Genomic DNA, 24,396 nt, shown 5'->3' with positions numbered 1-24,396 from the left:
ATCGCGCCCGCGTATTTTCCGATCGCTATTGAAGGAGTTGTCTGACGCCAATCAGGAACAACCATGAGAACGGTGATGTCACTGAAAAAGCCCAGCATCGATAATCTGAACCGTAAAGGCAGCCCCGACAACGGCCTGGAGGTGGCAACGACAAACAATCTGGCCAAGCCCCCAAGGGGCATGAAGAGACAGCTCAATATGCTTGTTTCTGAGGAGACCTTGCGGGATTTCAAGATGACCTGCGCGGCACATGGCATCCCAAAAAGCCAGCTATGGCAGCTGGTTTGGGAAGAATGGCGAGCAAGAAATCCCTAACCCCGCCACACCGATTAGGCGCGGTTTCAAGTTTAGGATGATGGAACATCTTTGGCATTAATCAATGCGACTGGATAGTCGGAGAATTGACGGTCACAACTAACTATGGTCAATCCTTCCGTTTGCGCCTGCGCAATAATCATGCGATCGAAAGGATCCATATGATGAAGCGGCAGATTGGCAGCCATTTTCGCATGGTAAGGAGAAATGGGAAGCGGTTTGGCACCGAAGGCATCTATCGCTTCTTCAAGATCAAGGGGAACCGACCATTTCCCCAACGCCGATTTGATGCCAGCCTCCCAGACACTTGCCGCACTAACGTAAATTTCGTTTCCAGCATCGACCAGGAGCGACCTTGCAAACGTTCCCAGTTCAGGGTCATCCGTCAGAGCCCAAATGAAGGTGTGAGTGTCTAGAAGCAATCGTTTCATCAATCTTCCATCCCGAACATGGTCGCGATTTCGGCGTCACCATCATGGATGCCTTTGCCCATTGATAAACCGGCATTTTTGTAGAGGCCCAATTTGCGGGGAGTTGAATCGGCTTCGTATTTGACGAGTCGAGCAAGCGGCTTCCCCGCTTTTGCGATGATGACCTCTTCACCCGAGAGGCTTTTTTCGACAAGGGCCGAAAGTTTGGCCTTTGCTTCGTGTAAGTTGACTTGCATGCAGGACCTCCTGGTTGCCTTCACAAATGTCTCACTGTACACGACCCCACGATGGGTTCAACTAGGTTCAACCAACTGCTGAAGGCTCTTGGATTCCACATGAAGATCCGAAGAGCCATTAATTTTTAAATTCGATTTTTATTTTCCGAAAACGGACTCACTTCCCCTGCTGAGAGACGATCTGATCGTCTGATCCAGCAGTCCGGATTCATATTGTCGGTATCCCGTCTCTCTTCAAACGTGATTTGATCAGGAGACGATACATGCATTTCTGCTCTCGAAACCATAGCAACCAAGTCGGCCAGAATGACTCCGACAGATGGTGGCCATTTGGAAACCACCCCCGCATAATCTGCAAGTTCGGCAAGGGTTGTTGTGCCGGGCAGCAAGGTCAAATGCGATCTCAACCGGATCGCCGAAACCATCATCAGGCCGTAACGACAGCCTGCCAGCACCGCGAAAATCATATCCATCTGATCCACCAACCACACACGAGAGTGGGGACGGATGTATGAGTGAAGAGAAGACAGCAAGGATACCCGTGTCAGACACGGAGCCTTGCGAAGGGATGCAGGCCTCCCCCTCGACCCCCACCAGTCAGCCGCGGAAAGCGCAAGATGATCAGCGGATATCTGTGCGCGTTCTTGCGGCTGAAAAAGCACAGCTTGTTGCACTCGCCAAACTTCGGGACACTTCGGTTTCGGAGCTTCTACGTGATGCGTTGGGCCTCGTTCAAAGACCCAAGCGTACACTCCGACCACCTCCCAAAGTCGACCGCAAGCTTCTCATTGCCGTTAATGCTGTCGGCACCAATTGCAACCAGATTGCTCGCGCCATCAACTCTGCTCGTCGACATGGCGACATGCGCCAACTCGACGCGATCGACATCCTCACCACCCTTGTCTCTCTTGATCGGCAACTAGCATCCATCCGCTTGTCTCACTCCAAAATGGAGGAAGACAATGCTGATTGATGTCTTTGCCAAAGGACAGGGTGGCGGCGCAGGTCCCATTGATTATCTCATAGCCCTTGATGTGGTGGACTATGACAATAACCGGAACGTGTTGCGCGATGAAAATGGTGACGTGATCATCAAGCGCCGTGATCCGCCGCCAGACATTATGCGTGGCGATCCCAATATCACACGCGACCTGATCAACAGTTCCCCATTCAAATGGGCATATGTCTCAGGTGTTGTTGCCTTCGCGTTGGAAGACAAACCGACCGAAGCGCAACAGCAAGACGTGATGGAAGCCGTTGAAGGCTTGGCGTTCGCCGGCCTGCAGCCAGAGCAATATAATATTCTCTGGGTCAGGCACACGCACGAAGGCAAGGTCGAGCTGCATTTCTGTCTGCCTCGCCTCGAGCTGATATCGGGTAAATCGATCAATCCGTTCCCGCCAGGGTTTGAAAAAGCATTCAACAGCCTGCGCGACGTGCTGAACAAGCGCTATGGCTGGGCTGACCCAGAAGACCCCTCCCGCGCCAGAGAGCGCAAAAATGTCAAAGAAAGTCAAAGCCGGGCTGAAACACGGGACGAGATCCAGAACTGGATTGAGAGCCAGATAATAGCCGGAACCATCAACGACCGGTCAGAGATGATCAAAGCCCTGCAGAAATTCGGCTTAGAGGTTCCACGTACCGGCAAAAATTACATCACAGTGAAAGATCCACAAAACAAGGCCAGATGGCGCATGAAAGGAGTAATTTTCCATGAAGGATGGACCAGAGACGAAACCATTGCGCGAGAGATTGCGAGAGAACGAACAGGAGGCGGAGAACCGCCAAAAAGACTTGATGACATCAGCCTCGCAGAGCTTCAAGAAAGACTTGGACACCATATTGAACGACGCACGAAATACAATCAAAGCCGGTATCCAAGACCTCAAGAGCGAAGTCGAGACGGAATTGAACCAGGAACGGTCCGAGAAGCAACAGCATCTGACCCGATACGAGGAGTTCCAGAAGAACCTGTCGGATGTCCAGACCCAGATCTTCAAAGAACAAACGACAACTACGGAAGCTTTGGAACGATTGGAAGCGCAGATGAAGAGACAAAAGATGATGGCGGCAGCGGCGATCCTCTCAATGCCGGTGATTTTCTGGCTTCTGGTGCCGACCCAGCAGGACCATCTGCAGCAAGGCAAACCAATGTCCCTCCAGCTGCCAGGCCGATATCTGATCATGGACATCAAAACCGGCGAGATGGCCAACTGCTTGATGCTGCCGACCGGTCGACAGCCTCAATGCTCGAAAGTGGAGTTTTGACCGATGACACAAAACCATCAAGAAATCAGTCAGCCCACCTTGCTGACGCCACTCGAGCGCGAGTTGATGTCATCCATCGAAGAATTGGTGACACAATTGAACGGGCCCAACGAAGAGCAGAACAAAGCACTGCAAAATACCGTCAACTTGCTGATGCAACGGCAAGACGCGCTCGAAGCCTCATTCAAAGCCTTTCAGTCCTGCCAAATGGACTACAACAGTGCTTTGATTGGTTGGGCTGGCACCCCAAACGATCAGAAAAGTCAGGTCCGCTTGTCTCAAGCGATCAAGGCTCTGGAACAACTCGCCCAAGCCGCTTCGAACAAATGATCTTGAAAAATGCCGAGTTGCAGCAGCAACGCAAGAATGAGCAGCAAGAAATCGAAAGCGCCGAAGCCAAGACCGAACCATCACCAAGGTCAAAGGAGCAAGCCCGCTCCTTTGACCACCTCGATGCGGCCGAATTCGAACGCCGAATTGATCTGGAGACAGGTGAGTTTCTAGATGGTGACGATTATGTTGCTGACGCCAGCAACCACGACAATCGCCCACCGGTGGGACAAAAAGCAGGAAACAGTAGCGGTCACACGAACTCCGTCGCACCTGCGCCTCGTCGCGAGCCCCACGGTCGGATGACGGAGCAAATGGCACGGAATGAGGAAACTCGACCGCCACGACCTACCGCCCCGATCTCGCAACCAACGAATGACAAACGGCAGGCTCCGCCTGTCACATCATCAAGCGCTCAGGCCCAAAGCAAACCCAGCGGCGGTGAAATCACCCCTAAAAAGCGCCGCCGCGACAGTGGATATGAGCGGTGATACCGCACGAAGCGAAAGAGGGAGAAGTCGACCAATCTGCTTTCATGTGGCGATCCGGGTGACGCCACATTCAACCCGATTGGTCTGAAAAACAGATGGGAGGAATGGATAGGCGGAGCATCTAAAACCAAAGGATATTCCATGACCGATGCAATAAATCCGCAAATCACCCTTGGTGACAGTGTTCGACTGGACAGCAATGAAAAAGCTGCGCTCCCGGAACGAACACTCAAACCAGAAACATGGTCTTCAACCGTCAATGACTGGCTATCGGGCCCGATGGCCTTTTACCCGATCATTCTCATCTCGGAAGAAAACCTGTCCGACGTAAAGACAAGCAATGAGGCTGCCCTAGAGCATCTGGAAGCAGCCCTTTTGCTGATCAAGACCCTTGATCAAGGCTCTCTGCCCTCGATCGGCAAAGGAATTGCCATGATGTCGGAAGTGGTGAGAGAAAAGCGATTGTTCAACGAACAATACAGACGGTCAGCAGAGAACTTGCGGGAAACCCTGCGGGGTGGTGCAAATCTCGGCCAGAAGGATGTGCTGGATCAGATCTCGACACAGCTTCGAGAGGCACTGGTTCATTCAGAGCAGATCGACTACGCCCTGTGCCCGCTCAACAACAGCGAGCACCTCTACAGCCCGGATCATGGCGTCATGATCGATGACGTGATCCGTCATCTCTAGGCCCGCTTCTCCCAAACACCACCGTACCGGCTTTCGAACACGCCCTATCCCAGTGCGCGTTGCAGGTAATCTCAATTCATAACGACATCAGAAAGACGATCAAATGACCTCTATCCCACAGAGCTTTCGCCACAATATCTCTCTCCTGCTTGACCAGCACTCGACCGATGCCAGCCGTATCATCGATATTGGGGCGGATGCGATCCGTGCCGCGAGACAGGCGCTCGATGCCATGCCCGCAGATGTTTCGATCGGAGACATCTTTCAAGACATCGCACCTGTTCAGGCCTTGATTAAAGCTGTGCAGGCCCGCGCAGTGCTGGAACCGGAATTTTCCGACATCGTCGATGAGGTATTGGAACAACTACCTGCCGCATTTGATGAAAGGAACCCAATCGAAAGGTGCCTTGCGAGCGCGAAGGCTGATCTGCTCGAGGCCAAATACTATGCCAATCGATATCTGGATTTGATTGTCTCCGAGGCGCAACGGGCTCAAACACGCGGCTCACACTGAACGCAACATCGGCATCCATTCGATCTCGCCCATTCTGCGGGCGAGGTCGAAACGGCCACAAGCCCAGTGGCCTCACAATCCCAATACCAACAACTGCCTATATTGAGGCATGTATTTCAGGAGACAATTGGCCATGAAAGACCTTTTCATCAGCATGGGATCATTCATTTGCGTCCAGAATTTCGTCGCAGGACCGTTGCAGTGCAAACCCCTCCAACCCGACGAAGTCGCCAGCATCATCGCAACCACAAGAGCAGAGGGTGGCAAGATCAAGGGCTATTTCGATTTCAGCTCGGAACTATCGGAAGAAGAAGATCAACGCCTCCATCAGCGCCTCGTCGCATTCGAAACAGCAACGGGAACCCGGCTCAGCAAAGATGATTTCTTCTACGACTGTGACGAAGACGACGATCCTTTCCCTAGAATAAACTACGTTCCAACCGTGAATGATACCTGCAGCATGCTGGTGGTCGAATATTTCATCCCGTATAGGCCTGACAAGGACCTAAAAGGATCTGAATCGAGCAACCAATACGCAGATTCGGCGGATAGCATGTCTTTCTACCTCTTCGAAACACCACAAAAGCCAACCTCAGATCAGGTGGTGACCTGACCACATCTGCTCCTTCGGCCAGCTCGAATAACTGCAATCGCCAGAGCATCGCAGCCAGAAAACATGGATTTTAAAAATTCATGTTTTTATCGGGACGACGCCACGCCCAGAAGGCTGGACGCGTCTGCGATTGCAGCAAGCGGTCATGAACTTTTATGCAGGGGCTACTTTCTGGAGATGTGCCGGAAAGAAAATTACTCAACCATTTCAGAAGCTTGTGCAGTGGTGAAAGAATGTGTTTTGATTTCCAGCCAAACGACCCCATCTCGTGGGATTCACGCATTTTTACCAGAAGCCAAAATCTGCCAAAAAATCGATCCCTGCAGCAAAAGCAGCGGACTGCCTCGATAGCAGGATCCTGATTTGCCGAATTTCTGGCTCAACATGCGGCCTGCATGAAACTCAACCGCTTCGAATCCAGCGCAAGTGGATTGCAAGGCCCAGTTTATTCAAACAATTCAGAAGCTTGAATAAAAGTCGAAGAAAATATTTTTAAAATTTTCAAACGGACTCACTTCGTTGATGCCCTGTCGGCACCTGGAAATCGCTGCCGACAAAACATCAAACCCGGTTTGTCCTTCAATGCCATCAAGTCCGAAACCAGAAAAAATGGATTTATCACATCAGCCGACAACCATGGCGGATGCGAAGAATGCATTGAACTCGGCCGGTCGCAGAGGGCAGCCAAAGAATAACAGCCTGACCGTCACCAGTGACTGGGCTGCAGCTTTCGAAGTGACCGAAGAAGAAATTCAGTTGATTTTGAACCATCTCGATCGCGACCTTCAACGGATCATGGGAGAATGACGATGACAGATACAAAGATCAGGAACTGCGCTTTATACTGTCGAGTGTCGACCAGTCGTCAGGCGGAAAAAGACCTTTCCATCCCTGATCAAATTCGTCATGCGAGGCAGTATTGCGAGCAGAGAGACTGGGAACTGGTAAGAGAATTTATCGAACCCGGGGCTTCGGCAACAAATGACAATCGCCGGGTTTTTCAGGAACTCATCGCTTTTGCCTGTGGCCCTGACAAACCCATTGATGCAGTGCTCGTGCATTCATTCAGCCGTTTCTTTCGGGACGATTATGAGTTCGAAACTTATCGCCGTCGTTTGAAAAGGCATAAAGTTACCTTGATCTCTATGACGCAGGAAATTGCCGATGATCCGCAAGGTAATCTCATTCGCAGCGTGCTTACCGGATTTGATGCTTACCATTCCGCAGAGACCGCAAAACACACGACGCGGACCATGATGGAGAATGCCCGTCAAGGATACTGGAATGGCGGGAAGCCGCCATTCGGATATTGCACAATAGAGGCGGAGAAAAGGGGGGACCGGGTCAAGAAAAGACTCGCCATTGACGAGGACGAAGCCACATTGGTGCGTAGGATCTATGACCTCTACATAAATGGAAATGGCCTCAGTGGGCCACTGGGCGTGAAAGCCATCGTCGAACATCTCAATAGTCGCGGCATCAAGCGTCGAGGAAAGATGTTCTACGTGAGCCACGTTCACGACATCTTGCAACGAACAATCTACACCGGTACCCACTACTTCAACCGCCTGGACAGCAAGACACGGGAAATCAAACCGCGTGAGGAATGGATTCCGGTTAATGTGCCACCAATCATCGAGCAGGTTGTGTTTGATAAGGTGCAGAGGACATTGGAAGCCAAGCGTCCCCAAAACACACCGCCACGGGTGGTCAGCGGACCAACTTTGCTTTCGGGTCTCCTGAAATGCGCCACATGTGGCGGCAGCATGGTTTTGAGGACGGGAAAAAGTGGTCAGTATCGCTATTATGCCTGTTCTACATGCGCCAGAAAGGGGAAAACAGCTTGCCCGGGCAGAAGCATTCGCATGGACTTCATGGATGACATGATCCTGCAAGAACTGGCCCAAAAGCTTTTTACCCCGGAACGGCTCTACCTAACTCTTCAGGAAATCATGGATCGTTCGAAGGGTGGCAAAGAAGCCCTGAAACAGAAGCTGGCCCAACTCAAGAAAGAGCATTCTGCAAAAGCGGCTGGGCTTTCAAACCTGTATGCAGCGATCGAAGAAGGTCTCATTGACCTTACTGATCCGCAGCTCAAGGAACGCATCACCAAAACAAAAGCATACCGAGACGAGTTGGAAGAGCAGGTAGAGCTTTTGTCGCGACAGATCAGCGATGACGATCTCGCCATCACGCCCGAGAAGTTGGAGGCTTTTGCCAAACTCATGCGCGAAAAGTTTTTCGGCGGAAACCCGGGCATGCAAAAAGCATATTTGACCCTGTTCATAGAACAGATCATGCTGAATGATAATGAAGTCAGGATCACCGGATCAAAACACGCTCTGGCGCATGCCATCTGCACCCCCGAAAAACTAAACACGACTAAGGTGCCCAGTTTTGTTCGGGAATGGTACGCCCTACGGGACTCGAACCCGTGTTACCGCCGTGAAAGGGCGGCGTCCTAACCGCTAGACGAAGGGCGCTCACGATCAGTGAGGCGGTTTATAGGGAGCTTTCCTCAAAAGCGCAAGGGACGTTTTTAACGAAACTGTGAATATTCATTTCCCCTGTGGAATAAACTCCACCCGGCGGTCAATGGCCCCGGATTTCTTGTCGATCTGAATAACCGACGTCATGCCCTTGCCGTCGACCAAAAGATAGACAATTCCGTTCTCAACCAACATTGTGCGCACCTGTTCGCCCGCCTTGAGCACATGGGTGACAGGAGCACTGGGTGCAGCTGCAACAGCGGCACTTTCCTTTTTTGTCATGCTCTTGTAGATAAGAACACCAATTACACTGGAAATGCCCAGAACCATGACCATGATGGACCAGAAGACCATCTTGCGGATCTTGCGTTGCATTTCCTGCATTTCCGGGCTCAGAAAAGGATCATCCTCGACCTGAACGTCGTCGTTTGAAAGGTCGTCGGTGGATTGTTGTACCATGTCTCACTCTCGCTCTGAAGAAGACCAAATCCTCAGGTTTGATGTCGATGAATCCGAGGCAGGCAAGCGCCTTGATGCTGTCATTGCCGCCAAGGACGACCGCTTCTCTCGTTCCCGTTTCAAAAGCCTGATCAAGGATGGACAGGTTAGCCTGGCCACCTCCGATCAGCCGGATCGGACGATAGATGAGCCCAATCACAGGGTCAATGCAGGAGATCGTATCACGGTCACCCTGCCCCCAGCCGAAGACCCGACCCCACTGGGCGAGGACATTCCGCTCGACGTGGTGTTCGAGGATGACGACCTGATTGTCATCAACAAGCCCGCAGGTCTTGTCGTCCACCCGGCCGCCGGCAACTGGACGGGCACCCTGGTCAATGCCCTCATTCATCACTGCGGTGAAAGCCTGTCCGGAATCGGGGGCGTGCGCCGCCCGGGCATCGTGCACCGCCTTGACAAGGAGACGTCAGGGCTGCTGGTGGTTGCCAAGACCGACGCAGCCCACAAGGGCCTGTCCGAACAGTTTGCCGACCATGGACGCAACGGCCCCCTCACCCGGGCCTATCAGGCGCTCGTCTGGGGCGAATTGCGCAACAAGAAAGGCACGATTGACACGCAAATCGGGCGCGCTCCCCACAATCGCCTCAGGCAGAAGGTTCTGAAAGCGGGTGGCCGACAGGCCATTACACACTATCAGGTGCTTGAAGAATTCGGAGTGGGCGATGTGATCGCCTCGCGCGTCGAATGCCGCCTTGAGACAGGGCGCACCCATCAGATCCGCGTGCATATGGCCCACATCGGACATCCGCTCATTGGCGATTTGGAATATGGTCAGGGCTTCAAGTCCAAACTCAACAAGCTACCGGAGGATCTTGCCTGCTCGATCGAGAACCGCGGCCGACAATCGCTGCATGCTGGAGAGCTCGGATTTGCTCACCCGATCAGTGGAGAAGAGATGTCATTCCAATCGGAAATGCCCAGTGATCTCAACACCATAACGGAAGCATTACAAAAAATATAGTTAGTTTTTCGGGGGTTAGCCCTGTAATTGCCAGATTTCGACCTATATTGAAAAGATATATGGCAGGCCGCTCTATGGCTGCACAACGTTTCCCGCCGGTTCGGGGGAAAAGAGAAAGCTTATTTTATGACGACTGAAACTGGCAATGTCCCTGTGCTCTCCAGTGCTGAAGGAGGGCTGAGCCGATATTTGAACGAAATTCGCCGCTTTCCGATGCTGGAGCCGCAAGAGGAATACATGCTGGCCAAGCGTTACGCCGAGCATGACGACAAGGCAGCAGCGCACAAGATGGTCACGAGTCATCTCAGACTGGTTGCGAAGATCGCGATGGGCTATCGCGGCTACGGTCTTCCGGTAAGCGAAGTTATCTCTGAAGGCAACGTGGGCCTCATGCAGGCTGTCAAACGATTTGATCCTGAAAAGGGCTTCCGTTTGGCGACTTACGCCATGTGGTGGATTCGCGCGTCCATTCAGGAATATATCTTGCGCTCCTGGTCACTCGTGAAAATGGGAACCACCGCCAATCAGAAGCGCCTGTTCTTCAACCTGCGCAAGGTCAAAGGCCAAATTCAAGCGCTTGAAGATGGGGATCTGAAGCCGGATCAAGTCGATTTCATCGCCGAGAAACTGGGCGTTTCCAACGAGGAAGTCATCTCGATGAACCGGCGCCTGTCCGGTGACGCATCGCTCAACGCGCCCTTGAAGGCCGATGGCGAAAGCGGACAGTGGCAGGACTGGCTGGTCGATGATAGCGAGACACAGGAAGATGTGCTCGCGGACAAGGAAGAATACAATCACCGTATGGATTTGCTGAACGATGCAATCGGCATCCTCAACGACCGCGAACGTCGCATCTTCGAAGCCCGTCGATTGGCTGAAAAGCCCATAACGCTCGAAGAATTATCCGAAGAGTTCGAGGTCAGCCGCGAGCGCATTCGCCAAATCGAGGTGCGGGCTTTCGAAAAAGTCCAAAAAGAAGTCCAATCCGCCGCAGCCAAAGCGTTGGAAACAGCCTAAACGTCGCCAAGTTAGTCCAATTACCAATTGTGGTATTAAATTGGACTTCAATTTTGTGGTGCATTTCTCTCGAGTAAGTAATTGATCCAACCGCGTAAAGACTGTATTGCTTAAGTGGTTTTTCACAATCCGCTTTGGTTTGCTATGGGTCGCACAAGAGAATTCGACGAACAGGATATACTGGAACGAGCCACCCGTTGGGTCTGGCGCAACGGTCTGGCATCGACCTCGATGCGTGACATCGTTGCGACGACGGGTCTCGGCAAGGCCAGCATTTATAATGCCTATGGCAGCCGCGAAGCCTTCTTCCGCCGCATGCTGACCTATTACATCGAGAAACGGCAGTCGCAATCTCTCTCATTGCTTGACAACACCAGATCGGGAAGAGGCGCTCTTGAGGATTATTTCCAGGGCGTGCTCCAATCGCCGTCAGATGAGAGCTACATGTCTGGCTGTCTGATCATCAATGTCACAACCGAACAGTCGCCTCTTGATGAAGAAACGCGGGCTATCCTTGATCTGGGGATGAAAATGATCAGGGATCAACTGATTGATGCAATGCAGCGGGGAATCCGCGATGGCTCCATCAACTCCCAAATCAAACCGGAAAAGACCGTGCCATGCCTGATTGCGACCATTCTGGGCCTGTATGTCATGAAAAGGCAGGGAATATGTCAGCATCAACTGCAGGATATGATCAACGCCAGCCTTGACGCTCTCGGCCCGGACAAGCCGCGCCTTCAAGAAGCTGTAGCCTGAGCATCCTCTGAACGCTCTTTAGGCGACGGCCAAAAAATCCAAGGGGCATCCAAGGGCGTCTTCTGGCCGCCCTTTCTGGTCGCGCGAAGGACTATTCGCCACTCCATTCCTTGATTGCTGCCTTGATGACATCGTCGCCACTATCCCCTTTTTCAAGGGTCAGGATGGCACGACGCTGTGAGGCATACTGGAGGGGAATATCAATCCAGCTTCTCAGCAAGAGCAACTCGAGATTATAGCGAATTTCCCGCTCACCCGCCGTCAGCGCAATCCAGTGCATGTCATCGGAAATGCGAATTGCAGCACCGATCAGACCCTCGCCACGCGTTTGCTCGGTTGGCTTGAGAATGAGACCGGGGATGCTTTGAATCGCCTTGTCCGGCGCATCTTCATCGCGAAATATGGATATTTCGATCAGGTGAGACGCGGGCAAATCCTCGTCCGAATTCTTGGAAATGCGAATGTCGAACGTGACATCCTGTTCCGGGAACGAAGCCGTCAGCACGACAACGGCTTCATCACCCTCACCTTCAAGATCCCACACAGCTTCGCCAGCCTCGGCCGTTCCCGGCTCACCGTTGGGACCCTCTTCTTCATAGAGAATGGAGCGTTCTGCTGCGACAGCATCCGCTGGCTCTAGATTGGTCGCCTCATCGGTATCGGTTTGCGCCGTCTCGACAGCATCTCCTGATGTCTGGTCAGGACCTGCTTGTGCCGCAGCATCGGGCGCACCCTCATCGGGCGCGGTCACGGTAACGGTGCGTACGGTCTTGCTAGGAATGGTCTCCTCGCCCGTCGTCGTAGGGCCATCGCTCGCCACCTCGGACGGTCCATCGCCTGACGAAACATCATTGAGCGTCGAAACAAAGGCATCCCGATTGTCATAGAGAAGATAGCCGCCCGCGCCGATCACTCCGGCGAGCAGAACACCGCCGACAACAAACCCCAAACCTTTTTTGGGCTCCTCGTCTTCTTCCGGCAATCCTCCGATCGGGCCATCCTTGACGACAAAACCAGCATCAGTCTTGGCCTCATCGGGCTTTGCTGCAGGACGTGGAGCGCCTGCAAGAGATGGCTCGATGCGTTCATCATACTTCGGCGCTTCGGTACGCGCCTCCCGAGATAGGTAAGGCTCGGGCGCTTCACCAACAGCATCAGCCGCATCCTTGGCCGATCTGACAGCGGCATCGGTAGCAGAGCCAATCGCATTGGCATCGCGCACCGCATTCTTGAGAACATCGTGCCCTGCGCGGCGGATCACCTTGTCGGACGGAGAAACCGGTTCGACGTCCTCCTCCCGCTCGCCGCGATCGTTCGCCGGGCGGCTGGGGGAATAGTCATCTCGATTTGTGGTGCCTTCGCCAACATCACGCTCGCCTGCATCATGTTGCAAGGCATCCTCATGATCGGGACCATGGGCAGACACCTCCGGCGCCCCGCGATGATGCGGCGAGAACGAATCCGTATCATCGTGGAGATGCTCCGAGGCATTGGCATCGGAAGCAACCGCAGCAGCATCGGCTTCAGCCTGCTCCCTTTCGAGGGTAAGGTCTCGCTCGACAGACCGAACGGCCTCTTCGAGCGCCATGCGCTGTTTACTGATCTCGGAGGGAGCAAGTGGCGGATCCATACTCTGAAGCTGGGCCAACAGGGCCTTGCGTGCCTTGTCATATATGGCCTGCCGTTGCTCGCGTGTCCCTTCGGGCAACACACCAACAGCACGCTTCAAAATTACATAATAGTCCGCCATATTTTATTCCATTTACGCCTCGTCAGACCGAAATACGCGCCTCGGGTCGATCTGACAAGATTGCAAGGCGCTTCATTCTAGTCCTGATACGGATCCTGAACAAGAATCGTATCTTCGCGCTCCGGACTTGTAGAGAGTAACGCAACTGGCGCTCCAATCAACTCCTCAACGTGGCGCACATACTTAACGGCCTGTGCAGGCAAATCGTTCCAGGTGCGAGCACCTGCCGTGCTGCCGCTCCAGCCTTCCAGCGTTTCGTAGATCGGCTCCACCCGGGCCTGAGCCCCTTGCGAGGCAGGCAGATAATCGATTCGCTCACCATCCAGCATATAGCCGACGCAAATCTTGATTTCTTCAAGTCCATCGAGCACATCGAGTTTGGTCAGCGCGATACCGGTGATACCAGAGGTACAGACAGTCTGGCGCACGAGAACCGCATCAAACCAGCCACACCGGCGTTTACGGCCGGTCACCACACCAAACTCTTTGCCTTTCTCACCCAGAAACTGTCCGACTTCATCGAACAACTCTGTCGGAAACGGACCTTCTCCAACACGCGTGGTGTAGGCCTTGGTGATGCCCAGAACATAGTTGAGCGCCGAAGGGCCAATCCCAGACCCGGCAGCGGCCTGACCGGCAGATGTGTGCGAGGAGGTCACGAACGGATAGGTGCCGTGATCAACATCGAGCAGCGCGCCTTGCGCCCCTTCGAACAGGATTCGTTTCCCGGCCTTCTTGGCCTGATCGAGCAGGCGCCAGCTCTGATCAACGAACGGCAGAACCTGATCGGCAACGCTCGTCAGCTCATCATAGATATCTTTTGGGTCGATCTCAGGAACCCCAAGTCCGCGACGCAGCGGATTGTGGTGCGCAAGCAGACGATCAATCTTGGCAGGCAGGGTCTCAATGTTGGCAAGATCCAGCACCCGAATGGCGCGGCGGCCAACCTTGTCCTCATAGGCCGGGCCAATGCCGCGCTTGGTGGTGCCGATCTTGGTTCCGGCAGCAGCAGCTTCCTCGCGCATCGCATCAAGCTCGCGGTGCAGCGACAGAATGAGCGACGCATTCTCGGCAATACGCAAGTTATCCCGGGACACTTTCACGCCCTGCTCGGCAAGACGCCCGATTTCGGCAACCAGTGCATGGGGATCAACAACAACACCGTTGCCAATCACGCCCATCGTGCCTTCACGGACAACGCCAGAAGGCAGCAGGCTGAGCTTGTAGCTGACACCGTCAATAACGAGCGTATGGCCGGCATTGTGACCACCCTGAAAGCGCACCACTATATCGGCACGCTCCGACAGCCAGTCCACAATCTTGCCTTTACCCTCGTCGCCCCATTGCGACCCGACGACTACAACATTTGCCATCGATGTCAGCTCCTTTGATCTCTGTTAGAGCAATTTTCGAGACCATCACGTCGCGAAAATGCGTAAACTTCCTGAAAGATAGCGTTTAAATCCAATACGGTAACCCGATCACCCTAAAACGCTCTAGAAAAGCCGATCAGCCCTAAAAAACCCGTTTGCAAGACACCGTCCAGAACGGCAAGTGATGCAACAGTCTGGCCAAGCCAGCTGGTCTGGAGCTTGATCGCTTTGAAATGTAACCGCAGAAAAGCAGGTCACAGACTGGTTGTCGGCAATCTCTTTTCTATGGACTCGGTCTCTTCAAACGTGGCGGACTATAGACAATTCTCTTGATCCACGCGAGCAAGAAACCGCTTTTCCAACCCCTTACACGCAAACTTAGTGCAAATATCTTGCGCCAGGCCCCCAATTTGCGAAGGGAAGCAGACCTTTACACAAAAAAAGCCCGCCAGAGACGACTCTCGGCGGGCTTTTTCATGATTCTGATTTCTCCAATCAGACGGCGAAACGCAGAGCCTTGGCCTGAACCACACCTTCCAGATTGGCGATCTCTTCGATCACCTTGTCGCTGATCGAGCCATCGATTTCCAGAAGCGCGATCGCATCGGCACCCGCTTCCTTACGGCCAAGGTTAAAGGTCGCAATGTTCAGCTTGTGTTGGCCGAGCAGCGTGCCCAATCGGCCGATGAAGCCGGGTTTGTCGTTGTTGGTGATGTAGAGCATATTCTCACCCAACTCGGCTTCCATGTTGATGCCTTTGATCTGGATGATGCGCGGCTTGGCATCGCCAAAGACGGTACCGGCGACGCCCCGTTCCTGACGCTCGGTAATCAGGGTCACACGGATGTAGTTTTCATAAGCGCCCTGCTGTTCGCGGCGGGTTTCCTCGACATTGATGCCGCGCTCCTTGGCGACGGCTGGCGCGGACACCATGTTCACGGTCTGAAGCAAAGGCTTGAGAACACCGGCCAGAACCACCGAGGTCAGCGCCCGGGTGTTCATTTCGGCAACATCGCCTTCATACTCAATGCGAATGCCCTGAAGGCTCGTCTCGGTCAGCTGGCCGGCGAACGAGCCGAGTTGATCGGCGAGTTTGACAAATGGCGTCAGGCGCGGCGCTTCCTCGGCCGTGATGGATGGCATGTTGAGCGCGTTGGAAACCGCACCATTGACCAGGTAGTCGGCCATCTGCTCGGCCACCTGAATGGCGACATTTTCCTGCGCTTCCGAGGTGGAGGCCCCAAGGTGCGGGGTGCAAACCACGTTGGGCAGACCGAACAGCACGTTTTCCTTGGCCGGTTCTTGCGTGAAGACGTCAAAGCCCGCTCCGGCAACCTTGCCGCTCTTGATCGCGTCGGCCAGAGCCACTTCATCAACCAGACCGCCACGGGCGCAGTTGATGATTCGCACACCGTCTTTCATCTTGGCGATGGCTTCGGCTGAAATGATGTTGCGGGTCTTCTCGGTCAGCGGCGTGTGCAGGGAGATGAAGTCGGCGCGCTTGAACAGATCCTCAAGCTCGACCTTCTCAACGCCAAGCTGCACCGCACGTTCTGCAGACAGGAACGGATCAAACGCAATCACTTTCATCTTAAGGCCGACCGCACGGGTCGCAACGATACCGCCGATGTTGCCGCAGCCAATGACGCCAAGCACCTTGTTGGTGATCTCGACGCCCATGAACTTGGATTTTTCCCACTTACCCGCCTGTGTGGAGGTGTCGGCAGCCGGCATCTGGCGCGCCACCGCGAACATCATCGCGATGGCATGTTCCGCCGTGGTGATGGAGTTGCCGAACGGCGTATTCATGACGATGATACCGCGCTGGGTGGCTTTTTCGATATCAACATTGTCAACGCCGATACCAGCGCGACCGATCACCTTGAGATTGTCGGCGGCAGCGATCACCTTTTCGGTTGCCTTGGTGGCCGAGCGAATCGCCAGCCCGTCATACTGACCGATGATCTCGATCAGCTTGTCCTTGTCCTTGCCCAGATCGGGCAGGTAATCAACCTCGACGCCCTTGTCCTTGAAGACCTGAACGGCGGTAGGAGACAGTTTGTCGGAAATCAGAACTTTAGCCATGGGATTATCCTCATGATGCTGGATCAAGCGGCGCGCAAGTCCGAAGAGCGCACGCGCGCGAAAAGAAAAGAAACTTGGGAAAGGTTGGGGCTCTTCCTTACAGAGCCGCCTTCTCGCATGCAAAGGCCCAATCGAGCCATTCGGTCAGCGCTTCGAGGTCGGAGGCCTCAACTGTCGCACCAGCCCAGATCCGCAGACCGGACGGCGCATCGCGATAAGCTCCGATGTCAAAGGCAACGCCTTCCTTGTCGAGCCGAGCAACAAGAGCCTTGGCAAAGGCCGCCTGAGCCGCCTCATCCAGCGCAGCAACCTCAGCGTCGACAATCGTCAGACAGACAGACGTGTTGGAGCGGATGGCCTTGTCCTTAGCAAGGAAGTCGACCCACGAGGTCTTCTCTGCCCATGCCTCAAGAACAGCAAGGTTGGCATCAGCGCGAGCACGCAGGGCTTTCAATCCGCCGATTTCCTTCGACCAGTTGAGCGCATCAAGATAATCTTCGACACAGAGCATGGACGGGGTGTTGATCGTCTCACCCTTGAAGATGCCTTCGATCAGCTTGCCGCCCTTGGTCATGCGGAAGATTTTCGGCATTGGCCATGCGGGCGTATAGCTTTCGAGCCGCTCGACAGCACGCGGGCTGAGGATCAGCATGCCGTGGGCTGCTTCACCGCCCAGCACCTTCTGCCAGCTGTAGGTCACAACATCGAGTTTGTCCCACGCGAGATCCTGCGCAAAAGCAGCAGAGGTCGCATCGCAAATGGTCAAACCTTCGCGATCATCGGCGATCCAGTCGCCATTGGGCACACGCACACCCGAGGTCGTGCCATTCCATGTGAAGACAACATCACGGGAGAAATCGACTTTGGATAAATCGGGAAGCGTGCCGTAGTCAGCTTCCATCACACGGACATCATCCAGCTTGAGCTGTTTGACAACGTCGGTAGCCCAGCCTGCGCCAAAGCTTTCCCAGACGAGAATGTCCGTACCGCGGGCGCCGAGCAGAGACCATAGAGCCATCTCGACCGCACCGGTATCCGATGCAGGCACGACGCCAATGCGATAGTCGTCAGGCACACCGAGGATTTCGCGCGTCTTGTCGATCGCGTCCTTCAGTTTGGTCTTGCCGATTTTTGCGCGGTGGGAACGGCCCAAGGACGCATCTTTCAGGCTGTCTAAAGACCAACCCGGACGCTTGGAACATGGACCAGAAGAGAAATGGGGATTGTTCGGCCGTTTGGCCGGTGCAGTCATGTCGCTCATAAAGCTACCCTCACAGATAGTTGCCTCTCGTTGGGGAGAGGTGTCCCACGGAAGGGGGTAGCCCAATTCAAATTGGCCGTCAAACGGTATTTCCCTAAAGGCAGCTTTTACGCCCGGTCCATTGGGTCAGTGCGACATAAATGTCGCCGACGCATCACATCACCTTGCCATCCCGCAGGGAGCGGAAAACGACCGACACGCTCGGGCAACGGGCATAGAAACGGGGCATAGAAAAAGGCGACCATCCGTTGACGGTCGCCCTTTTCGAGAGGATTGAAATCCTGTTTGGCCCATTTCGGGCGATCTCGAACAGCCGAAGCTGTCGGTCTGCATCTCAACTTGGCAGAGCAGACAAGCCGCCCGGAGCCTTGCCGGACCCTAGTTCAGATCGTAACGCAGACCCACACGGAAGTCGTGCGCATAGAGATCCTCGAACTTGACCGAATTCTCGGCAGCAGCCGCATTCACCCGACCGGTTCTGGTCTCGCCCAGAGATACAAACCGATAGTTTGCATCCAGCTTCAGCTCATCGGTCAGATCGAACGACGCACCGGCCATAACGTTCCAAGCAAAGTTGAACTGGCCGTGATCCTTGAAGGAATAGCCCGTGTCGGTCTTGTAATCGTCCACTTTCACCCACGCAGTACCCACGCCGGCGCCGACGTACGGCGTGATGGAATTCCAGGTTCCGAAATCATAGTAACCGTTCAGCATCAGGGTCCAGGCACTGAAGGTATTGCTTTCCGTGGTATAGGTACAAAGAGACCCGCAAGGAACCTTGCCTTTGTATTTCACCTTGGTGCGATAATCGAGCGTGATGTCGGAACGGAAATATTCGTTGAAATAGTAACCGAAGCCACCACCGATAACACCACCAACATCAAAGCTGTCGTCATGCCATTTCACGACCGAACCGGTAGCCGAGGTCCAGGATCCGCGTCCGCCCTGATAGACGGCCAGACCAAGGTCTCCACGCAAATACCAGCTGGAGCCGATTTCAATCGGGCTCTCGGGTTCGTATTCGATAATCGGCGGCGCAGGCAAATCTGCTGCATAGGCAACAGTTGCTGTCATAGCGGCCCCGAACACACTCAAAAACAGATTTTTTTTGAGGCTGCTCATCTCTTTTTCCTCTCGATACAGTGTCCAAATACACATTTGAGAAATACACTCGAGAAAAAGGATCCCAGAATTTCCTTAATACTGGATTAACTACGATTTTTAAGCATAATTACGTCACAAAAATCCCAATACGATAATAGTGTTTATATAAATCATTGCAATTTGCAAATTTTATTCTTAACAATTCGTTACCAACCCTTACGCGCAATCAAACTCTCTTGCCAATGCACGAGAACATACACGTCATCAAATGCTTGCGGCGATCATCGTCACCGACCATCTGTCAAATCCTGTCCAGAAATCAGCCCCGCTATGAAGCATAGATTGATCTTTCGCTCCGGATTGACTAGTCTCGCCCCCTTCCGGTTGCGGAAATCCACAGCCCAACCAAGCCCCACACTCAAGGCCCTTCCATCATGTTTTCAAGCACCCCGCAGTTGCCGTCTCTGCGCCATTGGCTCATGTTGGCTATCCTTGTCTTCTGTTGGGGGTCAGCGATCATCCTCACCCGCGTGGCCGTTTCCGACATCTCACCGCTCTGGGTAACGGCTGGACGCCTGAGCACCGGTGCCATCGCCTTGCTGTTTTATCGTTTTGCGATCCTGAGGAAACCATGGAGCCTTGGCTGGCATCATGCACCCTGGGTGGTCTGGCTCGCCCTCATGAGCTCTGCGGTTCCCTTCCTGCTCATTGCCTGGGGCACCCAGTTCACCAGTTCCGCAATCGCCGGGATCCTGATGGGAACAGTCCCCCTGTCGGTCATGCTGATGGCACACCTATTGCTGTCCGACGAGAAGCTCACCAGGTCCAAGGCAGTCGGGTTCCTGATCGGGTTCGTTGGTGTGGTTCTGATCATCAAGCCTGACTTGTCGAGCCTGTCAGCAACGAGCAAAGCAGAAGTAATCGGCCAGATTGCCATCTTCATTGCCAGCTTCTGCTATGCCCTCAACAGTGTCTCAACACGAAGAATGCCGCCCGCCGACAATATCGACAAGGCGACCGCCGTGGTGACAACCGCAGCCACATTGCTGATCATCGCGGCCTTGGGTCTCGAGCCGAATGGTTTTGCGGTCGAGGCAAGCATCGCCAAATGGTCGATCCTGCTCTATCTCGGCCTTGTGCCAACCGCCTTTGCAACCCTGGTCCTGTTCACCCTGCTCTCTCAGACCACCGCGGGATTTGTGGCCACAAGCAACTATCTCATTCCCGTTTTCACCGCGCTTGGCGGCATAACCCTTCTGGGTGAGACCCTGTCGCCGTCGGCCTGGATTGGCTTTGCGGTGATCATGCTCGGCATCGCCATCAGCGAACGCAAGCTCCCGCTGCCCATGAGAAAAAATCTGCTCTGAAACAGACCCGCTTCAACAATTTCAACCTGACAAAAAAGGGCCACCCGAAAACGAGCGGCCCTCTGAGCATTGAAGTCGGTGCGCGAGCGATCAAAGCGTCGCCTTGCGGACCTCTTCACAGATATCATCAACAACGTCGCGCACCATATCCGGGGAATCGCCCTCCGCCATAACGCGAATGAGTGGCTCGGTGCCAGAGGCACGAATGACGATGCGGCCATTCTCGCCGAATTTCTTTTCGCCTGCCTCAATGGCCTTTTTCACATTCTCCGCTTCAAGCGGTTCTCCTTCGCTGAAACGGACATTCTTGAGAAGTTGCGGCACTGGCTCGAACCGGTTGCACACCTCGCTGACGGGCTTGCCGAGCTTGGCAACCACTGCCAGAATCTGAAGAGCCGAGATCAACCCGTCCCCGGTGGTGCAGTAATCACTAAGAACCAGATGGCCCGACTGCTCGCCGCCAACGTTGTAATTGTGCGCGCGCATATGCTCCACCACATGGCGGTCGCCCACCTTGGTGCGCACTAGAGACAGCTTCATGCCATTGAGGAAGCGCTCCAACCCGAGGTTGGACATCACCGTCGCAACAATGCCCGGAGCGGTCAGGCGGTTGTCCTTGGACCAGCGCTCGGCGACAACCGCCATCAACTGATCGCCATCAACCACTTTGCCTTTCTCATCAACGATGATCACGCGATCGGCGTCACCGTCAAGCGCAATACCGATGTCGGCCCGCACTTCACGAACCTTGGAGACCAGCGTTCCGACCGAGGTGGAACCGCAATTGTCATTGATGTTGAAGCCATCAGGCTCGACACCGATCTTGATGACCTCGGCGCCCAGCTCCCACAGCGCATCGGGCGCCACCCGATAGGCCGCCCCGTTGGCGCAATCGATCACGACGCGCAACCCGTCAAGCGACAGGGAGCGCGGTAGTGTGCGCTTGGCAAATTCGATGTAGCGGTCATGCACGCCTTCGATCCGCTTGGCACGTCCCAGCCGGTCAGGCCGCGTCAGATATTGGTTCATATCCGTTTCGAGCAGCTCTTCGATTTCCGCTTCGATCTGGTCGGACAGCTTGTAGCCGTCGGGGCCGAACAGCTTGATGCCATTGTCCTGATAAGGATTGTGCGAAGCCGAGATCATGACACCCAGATCGGCGCGTAAGGACCGGGTCAGCATCGCAACGCCGGGCGTTGGCACCGGACCAAGCAGAAAGACATCCATTCCCATCGCCGTGAACCCGGCAGTCAGAGCCGGTTCAAGCATGTAACCGGACAGACGCGTATCCTTGCCGATCACCACACGATGCCGAAAGTCGCCGCGCCGGAAGATCTTGCCCGTCGCCATACCCACTTTCATCGCGATTTCCGCAGTCATCGGGAACCGGTTCGCGTGCCCTCTAATCCCGTCTGTTCCGAAATACTTTCCCATCAATCCCATTCAACCTTTCAAGGGCCACGCCCGGAGCACCCAACGCAGCGAACAGTTTATCCGCTTCGATGCTCCCGATTTACCGGCCCGCAATCGATTCCGTCTTACCCCGTTTTAGAACAAAGCTTCTAAATCGAAGTAAATACGCTTCGTTATCTCTCTATATTGATTTGCTCGGATTTGGGCCAACTTTCTCCGCACGGGCGGTCAAACATTGTTGCCGCTTGTTACAAGGCCTTCTTGCTCAAACACCGCTGCATTGCAAGGGAATCTCACCAACAAAAGCCAAACAAACAAAAAGCGCCCCGGTTGGGGCGCTTTTCAAAATCTTGGAACGATACACGGCCATCAGCCTTGTGGCTGCGGCTCCATGCCGCCATCGGGTTCACCACCCTTCTTGACGGCGCCGGTGGAGGGAACAGCAGAGCCCTTGGTCGTGATCGGACCATCGTCATCGTCACGCACGGGAGGCTTGCCATCGAGCAGATCCCGGATTTCCTGTCCGCTCAGGGTTTCATATTCAAGCAACCCTTCAGCAATGGAGATCAGTTCATCCTTCTTATCACCCAAAATCTGCTTGGCCTTCTGATAACCTTCTTCGACAAATCGCTTCACTTCGCTGTCGACGAGTTTCTGGGTTTCATCCGAAACATTCTGCTGGCGCGCCACGGAATGACCAAGGAAGACCTCTTCTTCATTTTCCGAATAGAGCAAAGGACCCAGCTCATCGGACATGCCATACTGGGTGGCCATGGCATGTGACAGGCGCGTTGCCATCTGAATATCACCAGACGCACCCGAGGTGACCTTTTCGTAACCGAAGATCATTTCCTCGGCGACACGCCCGCCCATGGCAACAGCGAGGTCGGCATAACATTTTGCACGCGTGAGGGAGACCTGATCTTTTTCTGGCAACCGCATCACCATACCAAGCGCGCGACCGCGCGGAATGATCGTCGCCTTGTGGATCGGATCAGAGGCAGGCATATGCAGTGCAACGAGCGCATGGCCGGCTTCGTGATAAGCAGTGAGTTTCTTCTCTTCCTCGCTCATCACCAGCGTACGGCGTTCCGCACCCATCATGACCTTGTCCTTGGCATCCTCGAATTCGGACATGGAAACCAGACGGCGGTCACGACGCGCAGCCAACAGGGCAGCCTCGTTGACAAGGTTCATCAGGTCAGCACCTGAGAAGCCGGGCGTTCCGCGAGCAAGGGTCTTGAGATCCACATCCGGAGCCAACGGCACATTGCGCATATGGACCTTGAGGATTTTTTCGCGACCGGTGATATCGGGATTGGGCACCACGATCTGGCGGTCAAAACGGCCCGGACGCATCAAGGCAGGGTCGAGCACGTCAGGACGGTTGGTCGCGGCAACAAGGATCACGCCCTCATTGGCCTCGAAACCATCCATTTCAACGAGCAACTGGTTGAGCGTCTGTTCGCGTTCGTCATTGCCGCCACCAAGACCGGCACCACGATGACGACCCACCGCATCAATCTCATCGATGAAGATGATGCAAGGCGCGTTCTTCTTGGCCTGCTCGAACATATCGCGCACACGGGACGCGCCGACACCAACGAACATTTCAACGAAGTCCGAACCGGAAATCGAGAAGAAGGGCACATTGGCCTCCCCAGCGACCGCTTTACCCAAAAGGGTTTTACCGGTACCCGGAGGGCCGACGAGCAGCACCCCGCGCGGAATGCGTCCACCAAGGCGTTGGAATTTTTGCGGATCGCGCAAGAATTCAACAATTTCCTGCAGATCTTCCTTGGCTTCATCCACACCAGCCACGTCGTCAAAGACGATGCGCCCCTGTGCTTCGGTCAGCAACTTGGCCTTGGACTTGCCAAAGCCCATGGCTTTACCACCGCCCTGCATCTGGCGCATGAAAAAGATCCAGACAGCCAGAATGAGGATCATCGGGAACCAGGAAATCAGCGCATTGAGCAAAGAGAAGCTCTCTGTCGGCGGCTTGGCGGTGATCGCTACCCCGTTTTTCCTTAAGGTCGGAATGAGCGTGGTGTCGTTCTGCGGCAGGTAGGTCTGGAAGCTGCTGTTGTCGGACATCTGCCCGGTCACTTGCTGACCGGTAATGGTCACTTCTTTCACACGTCCCTGCTCAACATCGTTCACGAACTGCGAGAACGGAACTTCCTGAGAATTCGATTGCTGGGTTGGGCTCTGAAAGAGCTGAAAGAGGGCGACCAGCAACAGGCCAATGATGACCCACAAAGCCAGGCTACGGAAATTGGCGTTCATATGTAATCCCTTGGTTCCCGCGGGGGACACCGATTATCATGCTTTGGAAATTCCTCCCAGCGCGATGACATAAATCGGCAAATTTTCGAGTTCTTCTGAATTTAGGGAGTCAAGTCGGCGT

The 24,396-nt window shown here is 54.3% G+C and carries 21 protein-coding genes, 1 tRNA gene and 1 pseudogene; 11 read left to right on the top strand and 12 right to left on the bottom strand.

The window, feature by feature from the left end:
* Positions 1–347: 347 nt before the first annotated feature.
* The 3 genes from CPH65_RS06050 to CPH65_RS06040 all read right to left on the bottom strand — a co-directional run bounded on the left by CPH65_RS06050 (position 348) and on the right by CPH65_RS06040 (position 1,455).
* A complete protein-coding gene (locus CPH65_RS06050) occupies positions 348–746 on the bottom strand; it encodes a type II toxin-antitoxin system VapC family toxin (protein WP_096172618.1) in 399 nt (132 codons plus the stop codon).
* Complete coding sequence (locus CPH65_RS06045; RefSeq protein ID WP_096172616.1) at positions 746–982, bottom strand: type II toxin-antitoxin system Phd/YefM family antitoxin; 237 nt, start codon at positions 980–982, stop codon at positions 746–748. The genes CPH65_RS06050 and CPH65_RS06045 overlap by 1 nt, the downstream gene beginning before the upstream one ends.
* 125 nt (positions 983–1,107) lie before the next feature.
* Positions 1,108–1,455 (bottom strand): hypothetical protein, encoded by a 348-nt coding sequence (locus CPH65_RS06040; RefSeq protein ID WP_157747528.1) that lies wholly within the window; start codon positions 1,453–1,455, stop codon positions 1,108–1,110.
* A gap of 38 nt (positions 1,456–1,493) precedes the next feature.
* On the opposite strand from CPH65_RS06040, the gene CPH65_RS06035 reads away from it, so the two are divergent.
* The 7 genes and pseudogenes from CPH65_RS06035 to CPH65_RS24960 form a co-directional block, all read left to right on the top strand.
* A complete protein-coding gene (locus CPH65_RS06035) occupies positions 1,494–1,955 on the top strand; it encodes a ribbon-helix-helix protein, CopG family (RefSeq protein ID WP_157747527.1) in 462 nt (153 codons plus the stop codon).
* An 88-nt stretch (positions 1,956–2,043) separates the two neighbouring features.
* The gene (locus CPH65_RS06030; protein WP_172891467.1) at positions 2,044–4,071 is read left to right on the top strand and encodes a relaxase/mobilization nuclease domain-containing protein; all 2,028 of its coding nucleotides are present in this window, start codon (positions 2,044–2,046) and stop codon (positions 4,069–4,071) included.
* Positions 4,072–4,212: 141 nt separating this feature from the next.
* The gene (locus CPH65_RS06025; RefSeq protein ID WP_096172612.1) at positions 4,213–4,761 is read left to right on the top strand and encodes a hypothetical protein; all 549 of its coding nucleotides are present in this window, start codon (positions 4,213–4,215) and stop codon (positions 4,759–4,761) included.
* 103 nt (positions 4,762–4,864) lie between these two features.
* Entirely contained in the window at positions 4,865–5,275 is a 411-nt protein-coding gene (locus CPH65_RS06020; protein ID WP_096172611.1) for a hypothetical protein, read from the top strand.
* Between the two features lie 133 nt (positions 5,276–5,408).
* Positions 5,409–5,888 (top strand): hypothetical protein, encoded by a 480-nt coding sequence (locus tag CPH65_RS06015; RefSeq protein ID WP_096172609.1) that lies wholly within the window; start codon positions 5,409–5,411, stop codon positions 5,886–5,888.
* A gap of 582 nt (positions 5,889–6,470) precedes the next feature.
* Positions 6,471–6,695 (top strand): hypothetical protein, encoded by a 225-nt coding sequence (locus tag CPH65_RS06010; RefSeq protein WP_157747525.1) that lies wholly within the window; start codon positions 6,471–6,473, stop codon positions 6,693–6,695.
* Positions 6,692–7,729 (top strand): annotated as a pseudogene (locus CPH65_RS24960) (recombinase family protein); the annotation flags it as partial. The gene CPH65_RS06010 and the pseudogene CPH65_RS24960, both read left to right, overlap by 4 nt.
* A 567-nt stretch (positions 7,730–8,296) precedes the next feature.
* Here CPH65_RS24960 and CPH65_RS05985 read toward each other — a convergent pair.
* Positions 8,297–8,371: transfer RNA gene (locus CPH65_RS05985), tRNA-Glu, on the bottom strand.
* 75 nt (positions 8,372–8,446) lie between these two features.
* On the bottom strand, positions 8,447–8,836 hold the full coding sequence (locus tag CPH65_RS05980) for a hypothetical protein (RefSeq protein ID WP_096172604.1): 390 nt from the start codon (positions 8,834–8,836) through the stop codon (positions 8,447–8,449).
* Between CPH65_RS05980 and CPH65_RS05975 the strand changes: the two genes are divergently transcribed.
* The 3 genes from CPH65_RS05975 to CPH65_RS05965 all read left to right on the top strand — a co-directional run bounded on the left by CPH65_RS05975 (position 8,835) and on the right by CPH65_RS05965 (position 11,633).
* Positions 8,835–9,857, top strand: a complete 1,023-nt coding sequence (locus CPH65_RS05975; protein WP_096172602.1) for an RluA family pseudouridine synthase — start codon at positions 8,835–8,837, stop codon at positions 9,855–9,857. The genes CPH65_RS05980 and CPH65_RS05975 overlap by 2 nt on opposite strands.
* A 126-nt stretch (positions 9,858–9,983) precedes the next feature.
* On the top strand, positions 9,984–10,874 hold the full coding sequence (gene rpoH / locus CPH65_RS05970; RefSeq protein ID WP_096172601.1) for an RNA polymerase sigma factor RpoH: 891 nt from the start codon (positions 9,984–9,986) through the stop codon (positions 10,872–10,874).
* A gap of 144 nt (positions 10,875–11,018) precedes the next feature.
* Positions 11,019–11,633, top strand: a complete 615-nt coding sequence (locus CPH65_RS05965) for a TetR/AcrR family transcriptional regulator (protein ID WP_096172599.1) — start codon at positions 11,019–11,021, stop codon at positions 11,631–11,633.
* Between the two features lie 91 nt (positions 11,634–11,724).
* On the opposite strand, the gene CPH65_RS05960 is transcribed toward CPH65_RS05965, so the two are convergent.
* The 5 genes from CPH65_RS05960 to CPH65_RS05940 form a co-directional block, all read right to left on the bottom strand.
* The gene (locus CPH65_RS05960) at positions 11,725–13,383 is read right to left on the bottom strand and encodes a hypothetical protein (protein WP_096172598.1); all 1,659 of its coding nucleotides are present in this window, start codon (positions 13,381–13,383) and stop codon (positions 11,725–11,727) included.
* A 77-nt stretch (positions 13,384–13,460) separates the two neighbouring features.
* A complete protein-coding gene (locus CPH65_RS05955) occupies positions 13,461–14,756 on the bottom strand; it encodes an adenylosuccinate synthase (RefSeq protein WP_096172597.1) in 1,296 nt (431 codons plus the stop codon).
* Between the two features lie 495 nt (positions 14,757–15,251).
* A complete protein-coding gene (gene serA / locus CPH65_RS05950) occupies positions 15,252–16,841 on the bottom strand; it encodes a phosphoglycerate dehydrogenase (RefSeq protein WP_096172595.1) in 1,590 nt (529 codons plus the stop codon).
* Between the two features lie 97 nt (positions 16,842–16,938).
* Positions 16,939–18,102, bottom strand: coding sequence for a phosphoserine transaminase (locus CPH65_RS05945; protein WP_096172594.1), 1,164 nt, complete (start codon positions 18,100–18,102; stop codon positions 16,939–16,941).
* 378 nt (positions 18,103–18,480) lie between these two features.
* Complete coding sequence (locus tag CPH65_RS05940; RefSeq protein WP_157747524.1) at positions 18,481–19,224, bottom strand: outer membrane protein; 744 nt, start codon at positions 19,222–19,224, stop codon at positions 18,481–18,483.
* Between the two features lie 416 nt (positions 19,225–19,640).
* On the opposite strand from CPH65_RS05940, the gene CPH65_RS05935 reads away from it, so the two are divergent.
* Positions 19,641–20,573, top strand: a complete 933-nt coding sequence (locus CPH65_RS05935; protein ID WP_096172591.1) for a DMT family transporter — start codon at positions 19,641–19,643, stop codon at positions 20,571–20,573.
* Between the two features lie 90 nt (positions 20,574–20,663).
* Here CPH65_RS05935 and glmM read toward each other — a convergent pair whose 3' ends face one another.
* Both glmM and ftsH read right to left on the bottom strand, forming a co-directional pair.
* Positions 20,664–22,007, bottom strand: a complete 1,344-nt coding sequence (gene glmM / locus CPH65_RS05930) for a phosphoglucosamine mutase (protein ID WP_172891582.1) — start codon at positions 22,005–22,007, stop codon at positions 20,664–20,666.
* 348 nt (positions 22,008–22,355) lie between these two features.
* Entirely contained in the window at positions 22,356–24,275 is a 1,920-nt protein-coding gene (gene ftsH / locus CPH65_RS05925) for an ATP-dependent zinc metalloprotease FtsH (protein ID WP_096172590.1), read from the bottom strand.
* Positions 24,276–24,396 lie beyond the last annotated feature (121 nt).

Source organism: Cohaesibacter sp. ES.047, assembly GCF_900215505.1.
In the GTDB taxonomy this organism is placed as follows: Bacteria; Pseudomonadota; Alphaproteobacteria; order Rhizobiales; family Cohaesibacteraceae; genus Cohaesibacter.
Note: the sequence above shows the minus strand (reverse complement) of the source record. Positions and strands in the feature narration are given on the sequence as shown.

Excerpts from the sequence above, each read along its gene's own strand:
- CPH65_RS06050 (WP_096172618.1), bottom strand. The coding sequence starts at position 746 with ATGAAACGATTGCTTCTAGACACTCACACCTTCATTTGGGCTCTGACG.
- CPH65_RS06045 (WP_096172616.1), bottom strand. The coding sequence starts at position 982 with ATGCAAGTCAACTTACACGAAGCAAAGGCCAAACTTTCGGCCCTTGTC.
- CPH65_RS06040 (WP_157747528.1), bottom strand. The coding sequence starts at position 1,455 with ATGGATATGATTTTCGCGGTGCTGGCAGGCTGTCGTTACGGCCTGATG.
- CPH65_RS06035 (WP_157747527.1), top strand. The coding sequence starts at position 1,494 with ATGAGTGAAGAGAAGACAGCAAGGATACCCGTGTCAGACACGGAGCCT.
- CPH65_RS06025 (WP_096172612.1), top strand. The coding sequence starts at position 4,213 with ATGACCGATGCAATAAATCCGCAAATCACCCTTGGTGACAGTGTTCGA.
- CPH65_RS06020 (WP_096172611.1), top strand. The coding sequence starts at position 4,865 with ATGACCTCTATCCCACAGAGCTTTCGCCACAATATCTCTCTCCTGCTT.
- CPH65_RS06015 (WP_096172609.1), top strand. The coding sequence starts at position 5,409 with ATGAAAGACCTTTTCATCAGCATGGGATCATTCATTTGCGTCCAGAAT.
- CPH65_RS06010 (WP_157747525.1), top strand. The coding sequence starts at position 6,471 with ATGCCATCAAGTCCGAAACCAGAAAAAATGGATTTATCACATCAGCCG.
- CPH65_RS05975 (WP_096172602.1), top strand. The coding sequence starts at position 8,835 with ATGTCTCACTCTCGCTCTGAAGAAGACCAAATCCTCAGGTTTGATGTC.
- CPH65_RS05980 (WP_096172604.1), bottom strand. The coding sequence starts at position 8,836 with ATGGTACAACAATCCACCGACGACCTTTCAAACGACGACGTTCAGGTC.
- rpoH (WP_096172601.1), top strand. The coding sequence starts at position 9,984 with ATGACGACTGAAACTGGCAATGTCCCTGTGCTCTCCAGTGCTGAAGGA.
- CPH65_RS05965 (WP_096172599.1), top strand. The coding sequence starts at position 11,019 with ATGGGTCGCACAAGAGAATTCGACGAACAGGATATACTGGAACGAGCC.
- CPH65_RS05960 (WP_096172598.1), bottom strand. The coding sequence starts at position 13,383 with ATGGCGGACTATTATGTAATTTTGAAGCGTGCTGTTGGTGTGTTGCCC.
- CPH65_RS05955 (WP_096172597.1), bottom strand. The coding sequence starts at position 14,756 with ATGGCAAATGTTGTAGTCGTCGGGTCGCAATGGGGCGACGAGGGTAAA.
- serA (WP_096172595.1), bottom strand. The coding sequence starts at position 16,841 with ATGGCTAAAGTTCTGATTTCCGACAAACTGTCTCCTACCGCCGTTCAG.
- CPH65_RS05945 (WP_096172594.1), bottom strand. The coding sequence starts at position 18,102 with ATGAGCGACATGACTGCACCGGCCAAACGGCCGAACAATCCCCATTTC.
- CPH65_RS05940 (WP_157747524.1), bottom strand. The coding sequence starts at position 19,224 with ATGAGCAGCCTCAAAAAAAATCTGTTTTTGAGTGTGTTCGGGGCCGCT.
- CPH65_RS05935 (WP_096172591.1), top strand. The coding sequence starts at position 19,641 with ATGTTTTCAAGCACCCCGCAGTTGCCGTCTCTGCGCCATTGGCTCATG.
- glmM (WP_172891582.1), bottom strand. The coding sequence starts at position 22,007 with ATGGGAAAGTATTTCGGAACAGACGGGATTAGAGGGCACGCGAACCGG.
- ftsH (WP_096172590.1), bottom strand. The coding sequence starts at position 24,275 with ATGAACGCCAATTTCCGTAGCCTGGCTTTGTGGGTCATCATTGGCCTG.